Annotated in this window: 11 protein-coding genes; 5 read left to right on the forward strand and 6 right to left on the reverse strand. The window is 59.1% G+C overall.

The features are described 5' to 3' along the window. Window positions 1–130 precede the first annotated feature (130 nt). Window positions 131–1,129: a GlxA family transcriptional regulator gene (locus SGN16_RS26170; protein WP_335945999.1), complete on the reverse strand. Its 999-nt coding sequence runs from the start codon at window positions 1,127–1,129 to the stop codon at window positions 131–133. A gap of 96 nt (window positions 1,130–1,225) precedes the next feature. Between SGN16_RS26170 and SGN16_RS26175 the strand changes: the two genes are divergently transcribed. Next, window positions 1,226–1,780: a cysteine hydrolase family protein gene (locus tag SGN16_RS26175; RefSeq protein ID WP_210641370.1), complete on the forward strand. Its 555-nt coding sequence runs from the start codon at window positions 1,226–1,228 to the stop codon at window positions 1,778–1,780. An 89-nt stretch (window positions 1,781–1,869) separates the two neighbouring features. Here the strand turns inward: SGN16_RS26175 and SGN16_RS26180 are convergent, their stop codons facing one another. Continuing rightward, window positions 1,870–5,169, reverse strand: coding sequence for an AAA family ATPase (locus SGN16_RS26180; RefSeq protein ID WP_335946000.1), 3,300 nt, complete (start codon window positions 5,167–5,169; stop codon window positions 1,870–1,872). A 210-nt stretch (window positions 5,170–5,379) separates the two neighbouring features. Between SGN16_RS26180 and SGN16_RS26185 the strand changes: the two genes are divergently transcribed. The 3 genes from SGN16_RS26185 (at window position 5,380) to SGN16_RS26195 (ending at window position 9,017) form a co-directional block, all read left to right on the forward strand. Then, window positions 5,380–7,305 (forward strand): MAC/perforin domain-containing protein, encoded by a 1,926-nt coding sequence (locus SGN16_RS26185; protein WP_210641374.1) that lies wholly within the window; start codon window positions 5,380–5,382, stop codon window positions 7,303–7,305. A gap of 90 nt (window positions 7,306–7,395) precedes the next feature. Next, window positions 7,396–8,250 carry a hypothetical protein gene (locus tag SGN16_RS26190; RefSeq protein WP_335946001.1) on the forward strand — a complete coding sequence of 285 codons (855 nt, stop codon included), beginning with the start codon at window positions 7,396–7,398 and terminating at the stop codon, window positions 8,248–8,250. Window positions 8,251–8,393: 143 nt separating this feature from the next. After that, a complete protein-coding gene (locus SGN16_RS26195; RefSeq protein ID WP_210641376.1) occupies window positions 8,394–9,017 on the forward strand; it encodes a hypothetical protein in 624 nt (207 codons plus the stop codon). 98 nt (window positions 9,018–9,115) lie between these two features. On the opposite strand, the gene SGN16_RS26200 is transcribed toward SGN16_RS26195, so the two are convergent. Then, window positions 9,116–11,500: a glycoside hydrolase family 31 protein gene (locus tag SGN16_RS26200; RefSeq protein ID WP_335946002.1), complete on the reverse strand. Its 2,385-nt coding sequence runs from the start codon at window positions 11,498–11,500 to the stop codon at window positions 9,116–9,118. Then, on the reverse strand, window positions 11,497–12,813 hold the full coding sequence (locus SGN16_RS26205; protein ID WP_210641380.1) for an MFS transporter: 1,317 nt from the start codon (window positions 12,811–12,813) through the stop codon (window positions 11,497–11,499). The genes SGN16_RS26200 and SGN16_RS26205 overlap by 4 nt, the downstream gene beginning before the upstream one ends. 211 nt (window positions 12,814–13,024) lie before the next feature. Between SGN16_RS26205 and SGN16_RS26210 the strand changes: the two genes are divergently transcribed. Next, window positions 13,025–14,092 (forward strand): LacI family DNA-binding transcriptional regulator, encoded by a 1,068-nt coding sequence (locus tag SGN16_RS26210; protein WP_335946003.1) that lies wholly within the window; start codon window positions 13,025–13,027, stop codon window positions 14,090–14,092. A 77-nt stretch (window positions 14,093–14,169) separates the two neighbouring features. Here the strand turns inward: SGN16_RS26210 and SGN16_RS26215 are convergent, their stop codons facing one another. Further along, window positions 14,170–14,688: a single-stranded DNA-binding protein gene (locus SGN16_RS26215; RefSeq protein WP_092444796.1), complete on the reverse strand. Its 519-nt coding sequence runs from the start codon at window positions 14,686–14,688 to the stop codon at window positions 14,170–14,172. A 9-nt stretch (window positions 14,689–14,697) separates the two neighbouring features. After that, complete coding sequence (locus tag SGN16_RS26220) at window positions 14,698–16,095, reverse strand: MFS transporter (protein WP_335946004.1); 1,398 nt, start codon at window positions 16,093–16,095, stop codon at window positions 14,698–14,700. Between the last annotated feature and the right edge of the window lie 77 nt (window positions 16,096–16,172).

The raw sequence follows: 16,172 nt of genomic DNA on the forward strand, positions 1-16,172 counted from the left end.
AGGAGTTGATAGCACCTGGCCTGTTTCATTCTGCACGACCTGCGGTTGATATCCGGCAAATTGCACGAAACTTTTGAGTCAGGCGCTGCCCCCCCGTGGCGTGGGAATAAATCCCCTCGCCACAAAGCCTTCACTGCGGCCTAGTAACACCCGGCGGACTCACCCCAAACCTCGCCCGATAATCACTCGGCGCCAGCCCGGTAATCTTCTTGAACGTCGCCCGAAACGCACTCGGATCCTGATAGCCCACGGTCCAGGCGATGTGATCGATCGTGCCATTGGTGAACTCGAGCATTTCCCGGGCCTTGCCGACGCGCAGGTGCTGGCAGTATTCGGTGGGCTTGAGCCCGGTGGCGGCGCGGAACCGGCGCAGGAAAGTGCGCTCTTCCAAGCCGGCCCGTTCGGCCATCGCGCCAAGGGAAACCTCCACCGCGCCGCTGCTTTGCAGCCAATGCTGGACCTTGAGAATCGCTGCGTCGCCATGGCCGAGGATGGGGGCAAAGTTGCTGCCGCACTGGCTGGCACTGTCGCTGTGCTCGATCACCAGAAATTGCGCGGTGCGCGTGGCGATGCTCGGCCCGAGCAGACGGTCCACCAATCGCAGCCCCAGCTCCGACCAAGCCATCAACCCGGCCGTGGTGATCAGGTCGCCGTCGTCGACGATAGGTTTGTCGGCGTTAAGCTTGACCTTTGGATAACGCGCCGCGAAGGACTTGGCCGAAGTCCAGTGGGTGGTGGCGCTGCGCCCGTCGAGCAGGCCGCTTTCGGCCAGCAGGATCGAGCCCACACAAACCCCGCCCAGCACCGTGCCGTCGGCATGCTGCGCCCGCAACCAATCCATCAGCGCTTGGGAGACCAGGCCTTCACTGAAGCCGGCGAGGGACGGTGGAATCAACAACGCAACCAGCTTGCCCGCCGGACCGGGGGCGCTGTCGAACACCCGCAGCGGGGCCTTACCCTCCTCTGCCCGCCAGTGACTGATCCGCAGCTGCGGCAACTGCGTACTGGCCTGCTCGGCCGCGATCCGCTGCGCCACGGCAAACAGATCGGTCAAGCCATGCACCGCCGCCAGTTGTGCGCCGGGGTAGATGAGCACCCCGAGTTCGGCGACTGCCCTTTGCTGCGTCATTGTCAGTTTTCCCTCGCTTATTGTCGTTGCGGCCAATCCTCGAAGCGGCGTCAAAAGCCAATACTGGCTTCACACCAATCTGATCGAGGAAGCCCCATGTCCAAGCAAGCGCTCATCGTAGTCGATATCCAGAACGACTACTTCCCCCAAGGGAAATGGCCACTGGTCGGCGCCGACGCCGCCGCCGACAACGCCGCAAAATTGATCGAAGCCTTTCGCCAGGCCGGGGATCAAGTGGTGTTCATCCGCCATGAGTTCACCTCCGAAGACGCGCCGTTCTTCACCCCAGGTTCCGAAGGCGCGCAGTTGCACCCCAAGGTACTCAACCGTGCCGATGAACCGGTGGTCCTCAAGCACTTCGTCAATTCGTTTCGCGAGACCGAACTGCAGGCCCTCCTCGACCACCATGGCATCGAGCAACTGGTAGTGGTCGGCAGCATGAGCCACATGTGCGTCGATGGCGTCGTTCGTGCTGCGGCGGACCTGGGCTACGGCGTCACGGTCATTCACGACGCCTGTGCCACCCTCGACCTGGAATTCAACGGCGTCGTTGTACCGGCTGCCCAGGTGCATGCGGCGTTCATGGCCGCGCTGGGGTTTGCCTATGCGAGTGTGGTGAGCACCGCACAATTCCTGGCGGCCAATGGCTAAGCACCGGCACCTCTGAAAAAACGCCAAAAAAACCGCGCTTCAGCGAAGTGCGGTTTTGTCTCAAGCCTCTACGGGGTGCCTGGAAGCGATCAAATATCCAGTACCTGCAACAACCTCGGCATCGTCGCCACGAATCCCATTTGCTGAGCTTCGCGTGCTATCCCCTTCAGCTTCTCGCCGCTGGCTCGATCGGCGCTGCGCAGCCACTGCCCCGCCACATCGATCAACCGCACGTGATGGTTGATCCAGGCACACGACGCCGACTCGGGCAACGCCGCCATCTGTTGCCCATGCCAGATCGCTTGTTCGGGGTTGCCCGCCAACAGGCAGGTTTCAGCGGCGGCCACGCGAAAGCGCAAGGCGTTGTGGGCCAGGCAGGCCAGGGTGAGTTGGGCTTCGCCCGTCGCCAAGGCCTGTTGGCTGAGCGGCACATCCTCGCTGATCATCGCCAGGCTGCCATAGACCCATGGCCCGATGTAACGCTGCAGCTCAAAGCGTTCCACCAGGCTCGCCGCCTCCATGATCAAGGTTTGCGCCAGCCCGCGTTCGCCCTGGCGCAATGCCACCCGCGCCAACCCTTCCAGCAGGATCGCTTCGAAACGGCTGGCGCCAAGGTTGCGTGCCAACGTCAGGGCACAGGTCAGCTCTTGTTCAGCCAAGGCATCCTGGCCACCCGCCACCAACACCCAGGCTGCCGTGAGCCGTGAGAACACCTGTGCCCGGTGATTGCCCAGCCGGGCACTGCATTCGATGGCCTCCATGGCATCGCGCAAGGCTTGCTCCGGCCGGCCCAGGTAGAGTTGCGCCGAGCCTCGGGCGCTGCGATTGCCCGCCTCCACGTGTGCCCAGCCATTGCGCTCGCACAGGCGTACGCATTGATCGAAAACCTCGTAGGCGGTCTGCATGCGCCCTTGTGCGTAATAGGAGTCACCAATGCCACTCAAGGCCTTGGCCTCGGTTTGCAGGTCCCGACCGATGCGGGCAAAGGACAAGGCCTCTTCATGGAGCCGGCGACATTCGGCGTAATCGCCCCGTGGAAAATAGATGTTCCCGCGCAAGTGATTCAACCGCGCCAACGCCGTATGGGCCTGCATGGCCTGGGCGATGGGCAGCATGGCCTCGATCAGGCGCTCTTCCTCGTCCAGGCAATCGAGGGTATTGAGGACCGCTGCCAACCCCAACGCGGCCTCGATCTGATCCTGTGGCTGCTCGGCCAATGCCAATGCCCGCTGCAAATGCGCCCGTGCCTCCATCGTCTGGCCCAGGCCCGAGCACGCCTGGCCGCATAACAACGCAAAGGAAAAATTGCCCTGGGCACGCTCGGCAAACGCCGAGCATTGCCGCGCCAGCGTAAGAACACTGTCGTACTGGCAGGCCAGGCGCTTTTCGGCCATGGCGACCAACAGCGCGTCGAACGCCGCCGGATCGTTGGCCCGCAGCAAATGCTGGGCATAAAGCACCCGGTCGCGCTCGCGGTAAAGGCTCGCCACCTCACCGTGCAATTGCTCGCGAAGCAGCGTGGGCATCGCGTCGTAAAGACAGTGCATGACCAGGTCGTGAACGAACAGATAGCTACCTGGCTCGACTTCCCGCAGCAGCCCCTGGCGCATGTCCGTCGTCGGCAGATAACCAGGCTGCCCCAGCGCTTCGCGCCAAAGCGCCAACTCGAAGCGATTGCCCAGCACGGCGGCGTAATGCAGGGCGCGACGTTGCTCGGGGGCCAGTTTGTCAAAGCGGGTCTGGACCAGATGCCGCAAACTGTCGGGAAAAACACCTTCCTGGCTGGACAACAGTTGCGTCAGGTACAGCGGATTGCCTTGGGCGCGGGCGACACATTCGGCCCGATAGCGCGGCTCGACCTCGGTGAATTGCTCCGCCAGGAGCGTGGCCTCCCGTGCCCGGATCGGTGCGATGTCGAGCAGGCTCATGGGGCTGGAGGAATGCGCACGAATCTCACCGTCCAGCGGATCCCCTTCGGGACGGGACGTCAGCAGCCAGACGACCGGCGCTTCGTCAGTGGCATCGAGCAGCTTGCCCAACAGCGTAAACAGCGCGATGTCGCCCCAATGCAGGTCTTCGAGGCAGATCAACAAGGGCTGTTGCACCGCGACGCGCAGCAACACTTCGAGCAAAGCCTGGAACAGCCCCTGGGTACGGGCCTGGTTGCTCATCGCGCCATATTGGACGGGAGGCTCGGCAGACGACACGCCCATCAGCACTTGCAAGAACATTCGATGCTCGGCGGCCACTTTCAGGCGGGACAAGGCAGCGTCCAACAATGACGCGCTGATGGGCGGTGCGCTGCCCAGGTTGAGCAGGCTGGCCATCAGTTGGCCCAAGGGCCACAGGCTGTTGTTCATGCCGAAATCCAGCACATCGCCGCGATGGCAGGCGAAACCACGCTGCCGGGCCATTTCGAAAAACTCGCTGACCAGGCGAGTTTTGCCAATGCCTGCCGTACCGCGCACATAGACGATGTGCCCATCCTGGCATTCCTGGGTGGCCTCGATCACCGCCTTGAACTGCAATAGTTCGATGGCCCGTCCCACCAACGGGCGCGGCGCGTTTTCGTCGAGGCTGCGCGGGCGCAGGCATTTGCGATAGGCCCGGAACTCATCGTCGCTGGACGAAAACTCAAAGCGTGCTGCGAGTTGTTCCAACAGGTTCTGCGCGACATACACCGGCGCGTGCCCATGACGATCCAGCAACGGTTTTAGCGCAAGCAAGGCAGGCTCGGCCGCAGGCTCCGTGGTTTCGGTACTCAGGCGCACAAGCCGCAACACCAAGGCATGTCCGGGCGTGACGAATTGTTCCCGGCTCAGTGCCAGCGCGCAGAGCAGGCCCCGCTCGCTATCACTGCGATACGCCTGTGGAGAACCGAACTGGGCGATCATCACCTCCTGCGTCAGCCCCAGTGGAACGCCTCCGAACTGACGCACCAGGCGCTCGATCTCCTCCATCAACGCCGTTGCGGGCAACCCATCGATCCGAAAGGACAGTTCAAGCACATAACGGATAACGCTGTCATCGACCTGTTTCAGCGCCTGTTGCGCAAAGGCGGCCTGGTGCAACTCGCTCATCGTCTGTCGGATGTGCGCCAAAGCCGTCGAGGCGGGATCGCCCAGCAGCGCGCTCACATCGACCCCGAAGGCCGTCGCCAGGTGCCGAGCGGTGCGATAAAGCACCGGCTTGCCGGTTTCGGCGCGTTTGATGGAAGCGATCGAGACGCACAAATGCCGGTTCAGGCAGGCCTCGGCCAGGGTTTCCTGGCTCAGGCCATGCTGTTTGCGCAGCCCTTTCAACGACACGGCGTCCAGCAGGACACGACCATCGGATATCGAGGCATCGCGCTTGGGCAGGGCAGCAAAGGTGTTGTGTCGGGTGTCCATGTCGATAGCCCTTCTACCCTGGGACAACGGCAGCCGATCGAGTGTACTCCAGCGTCTCCTCCGGGTTCACAAAAAGATGGCATTTGGCCTGATACCAAACTGATACCGGACTGACACCGCTCTGGACTGTCCGGTTATCCCGGGCCTCCTGATACTCACTCCCATCAATTGGCACCCAGTTGATACAACCTGAGCGATGGGAGAAAGGCGATGAACGATGGACTGAAGGGCAACGCAGGCGACGATTTACGGGATATCGGCGGTTCGCAACTGCTGGGGCGCGGACTGAACCGGCTCGACTGGGCCGACGACAGCAACGAGTGCCAGAAGGTTGGTGATACCGAGTCAGGCAAACGCGCCGTGCCGTACCGGAAAACGGCCTACAACGTGGGGAAAAACGTCAGCATGTCCACGGTCGTGGCCAACGACAATTTCTCGACCGAGACGTTTTCCTCCCGTGACGAATACGAAAGACATACCCAGACCAGTGTCGAAGCCGCCGGTAAATATGGCGCCTTTTCCGCCGGTTTCAAAGCCACCTTCGGCAGTGAAATCAAGACGCTCGAAGAGCGCGAAGCCGCGCTCTACAGTCACACGGTGCGGTTATGGAAACTGACCTTCGAAGTCAACCCTGCCAATGCCACAGAAGCGTTCAAGAAGCGTGTCGATGAACTGCCCAAGACCTTCGATCCAGGCAGTCCGACGCCGTTCTTCAATTTCCTCGTCGATTTTGGCGCCGATATCGTCAGCGAAGTGACCGTCGGCGGCTCGCTGAACTATGCGATGACCGCCCTCAAGAGCTTCCTCAGCCAGACCAATACCCTCGATGCAATGGTCAAGGCCGAATACGGAGCATTCATCAGTGGCAGCGCGACGACGTCGATCTCGGAAACGGTCAAGAAAAACATCGCCCATCGCAACGCCAACCTGACCACCCAAGGGGGCACGCACGCTATCGCTTTCAACGCAATGGACCCCAGCAATTGCAACGCGGAGTTCGGCAAATGGCGTGAATCGCTGCCCGACGATCCGACGGTGGTGGAGTTGAAAATCGCGCCGGTCTATCGCTTCGTCAAGGAAGGCGAGACCCGCACCGCCCTGGAGCAAGCCTACCAGTGGTACACCAGCTACAAGGCGGAAATTGAAGGGACTTGGCAAGAGTCGGTGGTTGTCCTCGGCCGCTCCGGACGGCAAACCACCCCCAAGGGCACGGCGACCGGCCCGGCCTTGCGAATGGTGTTCGTCGACAACAAAAGCAAGGAAACCACCGAGAGCTTTCACTACCCGCCCGCAGCGACTGCGTCTACCGCGGAGTTTGACCAGTTCTGGGATGCACTGGCCCTGCTGCTGAGACAAAAAAGCGGGCATAAATTGCTCCTGGCCACCGAGCGCTGGCCTCGCGACTCACGCTACTACCCGGGGTACGCCATGCGTGAAGCCCTGCTGTCCAATGGCGCCAGTGACGTTTCGCTCAAGCGCTGGGAAACGCTGACCAAGCACATGCAACCCAACCCGTTGTCCGGCCTGACTTATGTGCTGGCGGGCAATGACTTCGAGGCGCCCGGTGTCGACGGGCTCATTGCCGGTTTTGGTCAGGCAGGTAAGGATCTCAACCCAACGGTGAAGATCAAGGCGCGCCTTGCCCACGACTCGTTCGGCAAGGTCAAGCTGGTCAAAACCGAAAAGACCGAGCAAGACCCTCGCACTGCGTTGTACATCGTGCGTAACAATACTGGCGATAAACCGGCACTGGCGGTCGATTCGCAAAACAAAACCCGCATTGCCATGCAAACGCCGGACAGGCACAACCCCGGGCAATTCTGGTACATGCCCGAGCTGGAAAAACCCTATCCGGAAATCAACCACCCGGTCCTGTTGATCAATTACGAGACGGGAGCCTGCTTGCAGGGCATGCACGACCAAGGCGACTGCCGGCTCAAGCCCATCGAGCCGGGTCGCCAGCAGGACGATGTCATTTGGGACCGGCGCGGCGATGAGGTGTTTCACCTGTTGATGGTCTACTACTGGATGGACGCCTTGTGCCTGACCCAGGTGGAAAAGCGCGCCGCCGTCCGGCCATGGCGCCAGCCTCACGGCATGGATTGGTTGCGCGAGCCGCATCGTCCGTATAGTTGATACCAGGCAGTTATCCCCCTGTGGGAGCTCGCTCCCACAGGTTTGGATTGCCATTCCCTGTAGCCCTGTTGCGTGCGTGGTACCGACCCGATGCAAGTCTTCAACTGTGTTCCCTTTATCGGCGACGGCGTGGAAACAGCGCTCGATCCCCGTCGTTTCCCCTATCTGTTCAACGACCACGGACTGGCGCAGCCGAGTGCCCAGGTGCGTGGCAACCTGATCCCGCTCAACCCCGAGAACCCGGCCCTGTCCCTGGGCACTCGCTACTCCGGCATCAGTTGGAGGGAGCGTGAGGTTCCAACGAACAGCGGTTCCTACTGGATCAAGACGTTCGACTTCCACGCCAGCGAAGTGCACTACGAGCCGATCTGGGCAACCCGGGAAACGGCGCAGGCCTTCGGCATGACTCTGCTCGGCAACGGCGAATGCCTGCGTTTCGAGTACGACCAACTGATTCTGGGCCAATACACCTACGGTAAATGGGCGGGTCACCAGTCGCCCTACCTGGGCCCGACACGTCAGCGCGAGCTGCTGACATACAACCCGACCGACCTCGAATACCACAACTTTCCCCACGCGTTTTTTTCCCGTTATGGGCGCTTGCCGCTGGTAATCAGCGTCGCCCGCTGGCGGCCTGCGACGAGAGAGATTCATCTGGCAGACCTATGGGTCCAACCCGGCGATGCGCTGGTCCTGCCGCCCAAGCATTACCCCGACATTGCTCCCAGTGATGCTCTTGGCGTCGAAAACTGGCCGGCCGTCGTGGACATGCATGGCAATCGAAATTCGGCGTTGGCCTGCTGGTTCGGGGACGGTGAGAACTGTTTACTGACGGAGACGATCCTGGCCAATTCGACCTTGATGAACTCTCCCCAGGGTAAACCGCACTATCACGAAGAAAAAACGCCGACGCGCCATGAATTACCGGCGAATTATCGGCCGTGAAGATGGCGGCATGGCAGGTCAGGCAGAAAAACCTGGATTGGCGGGGCCAGGAAGAACCCAACCTCGGGCGAACTGTTTTTTACCTAGGCGTGCTTGAGGAATAACGATAAGAATGGCCTGGTATTTTACCAAGAGCCTGCCGCATGAAACGCAAACGCCCGCCGCGCCTGGTCGACTCCCCCTTCCCGACCGACACCGCCGCCTCAGCGGCATGGCACCCTCCCACTTGGGATTGCTCAAGCGACGTATCCAGGCCGGGATACCTGGGCACCATGCTGTACGCCGTGGTGATATTGCTGGCCTTGCCGGTCTACGGACTGGCAGTGCTATCGATGAAGCTGTTTCAAGTCGGCCAAAGCCTGTCGCCCATTCACACAAGAGTGATCGAAGATCCCCTGTTTTTAGCACTCATGTTCATCAGCACATTCGTGGCCGTCTGCATCCTCAAATGGCTCGCCAGCGCGCCTGAAGTGCTCGGCTTCTGCTTTGACGAGCGCCAGCAACGCCTCACCTTCACCCAGCGACGCCGTGCCCGACAGACCACCGAAGAATGCGTGCCGTACAGCGATATCCATTCCATCCGGCCTTACATAACGACTGCTTCGGCCAACGTTTGTCACTTTGAGGTGTGCTTCGCCGGGGCCAATGGCAAGCCGATCGCACTGCGGTTTGGGGATGTAACGGTGCGGGACATGGCGTTCCATGCCGCGTGGTTGAGACAGTCGATTGGCGAAAGGATGCAGGAGGTACTGGATCTGGATTTGTGAGCCGAGGCAGGGAAACTCACGGTTCTTAGGAGAGATGAACGCCTCCGATGCCCCTTGGATCTGCCCTCCCGGACTGGGAGGGCAGATTTTTCAGGGGATCAATGAAATTCATGCTTCGCAATGTCGGCCAACGTTAAAGCGCAGTCGCTATGGCCGTTGATTCGCAGGGTTCTCGCATCCGTTCCCTTCAAGGACACCTCGAGCTGCTCCCACGCCGGACAAAAATCCCCCGTTTTAGAGATCGTCAAATCAATGAAGTCCAGGCCATATTCAATGGTCCATCTGATCACCAGGCTATTGCCGTTTTTCCAGCCATGACTGATGCCGTCATCTTCAAATAACACGCCGCTGGAGGTGCCTGAAGGTGCAGGAAAAATCACCAGCTCGCGACGCCGATCAAGCGAGGGGTCATTAAGCTTGTGGCATTCACCGGTCGCTATCGCAGCGCCCCCTCGCACCAACAATGGCAAACGTTCCAAAGGCGCATCCAGAGAAACGTATTGGCCGCCTTCGTACCAGCCACCGGTATGCCAGTCGCACCATCCTGTCGCGTTCAGGGGCAGCCACACCTCGCGCTCGCGTGCGCCTTCCTCTACAACGCTGGCGACGAGAACGTCTCGGCCAAGAAGGAACTCGTCGTTTTCCTCGAACGCTTGAAGGTCGTGCTCGTGGTCAAGAAACGTAGGTCGCAAAATGGGCTCATCTTCGTGACTGGCTTGCCACAGCAACGTATAGAAATAAGGCATCAACCTGTATCGGAGCCCAATAGCGTCACGGACCGCATCGGTGACCGTTGGATGCATCCATGGCTCATTGACGGTGCCATCGTCGTTCCAGGAGTGAATGGTGAAGCGCGGATGCATCACACCATTCTGGACCCAACGGACAAACAGCTCGGGATCCGGTTTATTACCGGAGAACCCACCTACATCGTGCCCCACGTTGTACAACCCCGACAGGCTCATGCCCAGGCCCATGCGGGTGTTATAGCGGAGCGTTTTCCAGTTGGTTCGGTTATCACCGCTCCAGGTCTGAACGTAGCGTTGCATGCCGGCGCAACCTGAGCGTGAGATGAGGTAGGGCCGCTCTGACGGTGAGAAGCGCTGTTGTGCCTCTAGAGACGCTCTCATCATCAGCAATGCCATGACGGGCCGGATATGTTTGATGGCTATCTCGCGCCCGAAGCCTTGGCAGCGTGCCTCGCCGTCCCACACTTCGAATTCATTGTTATCGTTCCACGTAGACTCAATGCCCAGTTCCAACAGCTGTGACGTGACGTTTGACTGCCACCAACTGACAGAGTCCGGGTTGGTGAAGTCCAGATGAGAGCCCTCATCGTCCCAGAAGACCGACCGCTCTGGCCTGTCGTGCTCAGAGTCGGTAATGAACATCTTTTGATTGGCCACCTCGGCGTAGCGCGGATGGTCCTGCAGCAGACAAGGCTTTATGTTGGCAATCAGTCTGACGCCGGCATCACGGTAGGCCTGGGCAAGCGCCTTGGGGTCCGGGACTTTTTCATGGTTCCAGTTGAACACATAGCGTTTGTCGCCAATGGAGGTGTACCCCGATGACAGTTGAAAAGAGTCACAGGGAATATCGTGCCGGCGGCACAGATCAAGAAACTCCAGCAACTGTTCCTGGGCATTTTCGGCATCGGTGTAACGCATGGTCGAGCCGCTGTAGCCCAGGCTCCATTTAGGTAGAAACAAGGTGCGTCCGGTCAGACGAACGAAAGCCTTTGTCACATCCAGTATGCGCGGGCCTGCGAGTACCCAGTAGTCGAGGTCGCCGGCCTCCGCTTTGTACCGACGGTAGGGCCGGTGATAATTATCCAGCTCGTTACCCAGATCAAACAGGCTGGTGTTCAGGTTGTCATAAAACATCCCGAAGCTGACGTGTTCCTGGTGCGTGATGACAAAGGGAATATGCTTGTACAGCGGGTCGGTGCTCGCAGCGTCATATCCCATTGCGTCCAGGTTACGCATTTCAAAACGTCTGCCGGTGCGGTTCAAATCGCCGGTTTTTTCGCCGAGCCCGTAGTAGCGATGTTCGGGCGCGCGAAGCTGGTAGTGCTCCAGGCCTTCACCATGAGCGTCAAGCGAATAGGCACCGGTGGGCCGATCCGAGACCAACGGCTTCCAGCTCTGGCCATCATGGTATTCCCACTGTAACCACAGCGGCCGATTCACAGTGATGCGGAGTTTTTTGGTGGTGAGCACCAACCGGTCCTGAAACTCTTCGACCCGGTACGCGGGCAAAGAGAAATCCGCTACCGACTCGCGGGACCGGCCCTCCCAGGCGACGTCCTCCCGGGGCGCAATGCTCCAGGTCCGATCCAGTGCCAACGCGCCTGCACGCATGAGCAGAACACGCGCCAAACCGTCTTCAAGAATATAGATTCGGAATAGATGTCGGCCCTCAACCAGCAGCTCGATGTAGCCTTTTTCCTGGGCCTGTAACGTCCAGACTTTAAGTGATTTCATTGTGCACGCACCGCTTTAGGTTTGGACGCTCTGTCTGCGATAAACAAAATCATGAAAAACGCACCTATAAAATCAAAGAGCCCCATTGCAATGAACAATGGGTTGAATCCTATTTTGTCCACGCTGACACCGATGATCAGCGAGAAAATAAAGCTGGCAATCCAGGCGCAGGAACCTCGCATTCCGTTAACCGTCGCCAACTCATCCCGATCAAACGTTTCGACGACCAGCGCACTTAACATGCAAGAAATAATCTGGTGGCCAAAACCGCCGACTGAAATAAGCGCAATCGCAACATAGGGGTCTTGCACCTGAGTCATCACGGCCAACGAAAACATCAGGAACGCGCCGGTGATTGAACTGGCGACTATCGAGTTCACCCGGGTGCATTTGAAAAATCGATGGTAAGCGCGTGACAGATAACCGCTGGCGATACTGCCCAAGTCCGCGGCCAGAAACGGAACCCAGGCAAACAGTACGATTTGCTTAAGGTCCATTCCTCTTTCGTTGGCCAGATACAGGGGCACCCAGAAACTCATGACCGCCCATGCCGGTTCTGCCATGAAGGCGGGAAGCGCGATACCGTAAAACCGCTTGTCCCGGCCAATCTTTTTCAACGCCTTAAAAAATGGCATTTGCTGGCCGATTTTTTCGCCGTCTTGTTGAATATGCTTCAACTCATTGGGCGATAAGCGCGGGTGGATATTGGGGGCGTGGTAGAGCCATCCCCAGATGGCGGCCCAGACCAGGCCGATCCCCCCGGAGATTAGAAATGCGCCCTGCCAGCCCAGAGATACATGAGCCAGATAGATGATGGGAGGGGCGAGCATGGCCCCCAAGGAAAAGCCAACCCCTGCCCAACCTGCGGCGATAGGTCGTTCTTTTTTTGGAAACCAATCCCCTATCGCCTTGGCATTGGCTGGTGTAGCCGCGGCCTCCGAAGCGCCCATAAAAAAACGCAGAATCGCCAGATGAACCCAACTCGCTGCCCCGGCATGCAGAAGGCACATCACCGACCATATGACGGCGCATACCACAAAGCCGAGCTTGAGCCCGATCGCATCGATCAGCCATCCGCAGATGGGTTGGAAAACGGTATAGGCAAGCTGGAAAGAGGCGACCACCCACGAGTATTGTTCAGTGGACATGCTGAACGTGGTTTTTAGTTCCGGCGCCAATATGCCTAATGAATTGCGGGTTATGTAGTTTACGGTGACGCCGAGCAAAAACAGGGAAAGCATCCACCAACGCAGATGTGGGATGAATGTTCGCTTGGCCGAAAGTCGAGCATTGCGTTCGATATCGATAGTCATCAATTCTTCGCCTGTCGCCGGATTTTCCGGCGTTTTGTTTTTATTTGAGGCTTGACGCTATGGCAACGGCTCATGACTCGTACAGAAGTAAGCGTGTATAAACTTACATCCTCTTTCACCATGGCTAGGCAAAGACCCAAGGACGCTAGGCTTGCTGGCCCTTTTCTGCTATGAAAGCTTTTACATAAATTGTCTCAATGGATAAGCCGCGGTGGGGAAATTACACATTGCTGAAATCGCGGCACAGACTGGCCTGTCCACAGCTACGGTGTCGCGGGTGCTTGCTGGCAAATCAAATACCCGCCCGGCCACCAGAGAAAAAGTATTAGCAGCGGCTCGTCAGCAGGGCGTGATGGAAGACCTTGCCAATGGTCGTTTCCTGCTCAACGGACTGACCATCTTCGCGCCCTCGCGGGCCTTCAACGTACGCTCTGATATTTTCTACTACAAAGTTATCCAGGGCATCACGCAGGCAGTCGCGCAGCATGATGTTCGAGTCCGCTACTGTGAGCTCGAAGAGGTCGATAGCAACGCATTATTGTTTTTGGAAAAGATGAATCAGAAGGACACCGATGCGGCGATCCTGATTGGTATTGATGATCCGCACATACACCAACTTGCGGCCGACCTCAGCAAGCCGACGGTGCTAATCAACTGCATCGATCGCAGCATGCGCCTGCCCTCGATATCGCCCGACCACTTTTTAATCGGTCATTATTCGATGAATTATCTATTTCAGATGGGCCATCGAAATGTACTGACCCTCCAGTGTCTCAGGCGCTACACGATGGACCTTCGAATACGTGGAATTCGTGACGCCTGGAAGGAGCAAAATCTCGAGTTTGTCGAAGCGAAACACCTAGTAATTTCCGAAGGTTTCGGCAGTGCTGAATCTGAAGCGCAGGTGGCGGCCTTCATGGAAAACTGCGCAGCCGAAGACCGACCGACTGCCATCCTGGCCGGAGGTGACTTTATGGCAGCCGGGGCAGTTAAAGCGCTCCAGAATGCTGGCCTGAGGGTTCCTCACGATGTTTCAGTGATGAGCATGGACGGGTTCAACCTGGCGGACATCAACGATATACCGCTCACCACGCTTCACGTGCCCCGCGATGAGCTGGGCGCAGAAGCGATAAGGGTATTAAGACAGCAGCTTTTCGAACCGCGATCTCCTTGTGGCAATCTTCTTCTCGGTGGGCAACTCATCACAGGTAGCTCAGTGCGACGCATCAAGCACAGCGCCAAGCAAACGCCGGTTTATCAGAAGATTATTTATGACTGATTTTACACTGCCAAAAACGCGAAACCCCCGCATGGCGGGGGTTCCTTAGTCAAACTTTATAAAAAGTCCGAATAGACTCAGAACGGAATATCGTCATCAAAGCTGTCGAAATCCGGAGCCGGTTGCGGCGCGGCCTGTTGTGGGGCCGGACGCTCGCGTTGTGGCTGTGGAGCCGACTGCTGTGGACGAGGCGCCTGCTGACGCGGAGCCGACTGCTGGTAGTTGTTGCCACCTTGTTGCTGGTCGCCCTGTGGACGGCCGCCCAGCAGTTGCATGGTGCCTTGCATGTCGACCACGATTTCGGTGGTGTAACGCTTGATACCGTCTTTTTCCCACTCGCGGGTCTGCAGCTTGCCCTCGATGTATACCTGCGAACCCTTGCGCAGGTATTCGCCGGCGATCTCCGCCACTTTGCCGAACATCGACACGCGGTGCCATTCGGTCTTCTCGACCTTCTGGCCGGTCTGCTTGTCGGTCCACTGTTCGCTGGTCGCCAGACTCAGGTTGGTCACGGCGTTGCCGTTGGGCAGGTAGCGAACCTCAGGATCCTGGCCGCAAGTACCGACCAATATGACTTTGTTAACCCCACGGGCCATAACGTTCTCCTAGGCTTCGCACGTGGTCGGGGCCGGGTTGTTCACCAGGCGCTCGAGCGTCGCGCGATCCAATAATTCGGTGTCGAGTTTGATATACACGGCCGCCTCGTCGGCGACCACCACTGCATCGGTTACTCCAACGACGGCCTTCAGACGCTCGGTCAGGCCAGCCTCACGAATCGCCTCGGGCGATAAGGGCAAGCGCAGGCTCGTCACATAGGGAGGTTCGCGCATGGTAACAGCAAAGGCCAGCCAAAGTGCAGCCAGCGCGGCACATCCCAGGAACACAACCGACAAACCGCCATGCTGGAACAGCCAGCCGCCGAGGATCCCGCCCAACGCCGAACCCAGGAACTGGCTGGTGGAATAAACCCCCATCGCCGTGCCCTTGCCGCCCGCTGGTGAAACCTTGCTGATCAGCGACGGCAGCGACGCCTCCAACAGGTTGAACGCGGTGAAGAACACCACCGTGCCGATCACCAGGGCCCGCAAGCTGTCGCCGAACTGCCAGAAGAATAGCTCAGTGAGCATCAGCGTCATGACGGCGCCGAGCAAAACTCGTTTCATTTTGCGTCGCTTCTCGCCATAGATGATGAACGGGATCATGGCGAAGAACGAAATCAGCAGCGCGGTCAGGTACACCCACCAATGCTGCTCCTTGGGCAGGCCGGCCTTCTGCACCAGCGCCAACGGCAAGGCGACGAAACTGGACATGAGCATGGCGTGGAGCACAAAGATGCCCAGGTCCAGGCGCAACAGGTCCGGATGCTTGAGCGTCGGGATCAACGCCTGGCGGGCTACCCCGGACTCCCGGTGCTGCAACGGCCCGGTGGCATGCGGCACCATGAACGCCACGATCAGGATGCCCACCAGCGCCATGGCACCGGTGGCCAGGAACAGCCCCGACAAACCAAAGGCACGGGTCAGCAAGGGACCTACGACCATGGCGACGGCGAACGACAGACCGATGGTCATGCCGATCATGGCCATGGCTTTGGTCCGATGCTGTTCGCGGGTCAAGTCCGACAGCAGCGCCATGACGGCAGCGGAAATGGCCCCGGCGCCCTGTAGGATGCGTCCGGCGATCACGCCCCAGATCGAATCGGCATTGGCCGCCAGCACACTGCCCAGGGCGAAGACGATCAGTCCCAGGTAGATAACCGGACGACGGCCGATGCGGTCGGAAATGATCCCGAACGGGATCTGGAAAATCGCCTGGGTCAGGCCGTAAGCGCCAATCGCCAAGCCAATGAGGGCCGGCGTCGCGCCCGCCAGGTCCATGCCATAGGTCGCCAGCACCGGCAACACCATGAACATGCCCAGCATACGGAAGGCGAACACCAGGGCAAGACCGCTTGCCGCGCGGGTCTCTGCGCTACTCATGCGTTCGCTGTGGGGATCGTGCATGGAAAAACCTCATGTGAACCGGCGGCGATTCTACCAGTCCCATCGATTGAGAGGGTATATGGCGACCGTTTGCCGCG

The sequence above is a fragment of the Pseudomonas sp. G166 genome, from assembly GCF_037027455.2.
Classification (GTDB): domain Bacteria; phylum Pseudomonadota; class Gammaproteobacteria; order Pseudomonadales; family Pseudomonadaceae; genus Aquipseudomonas.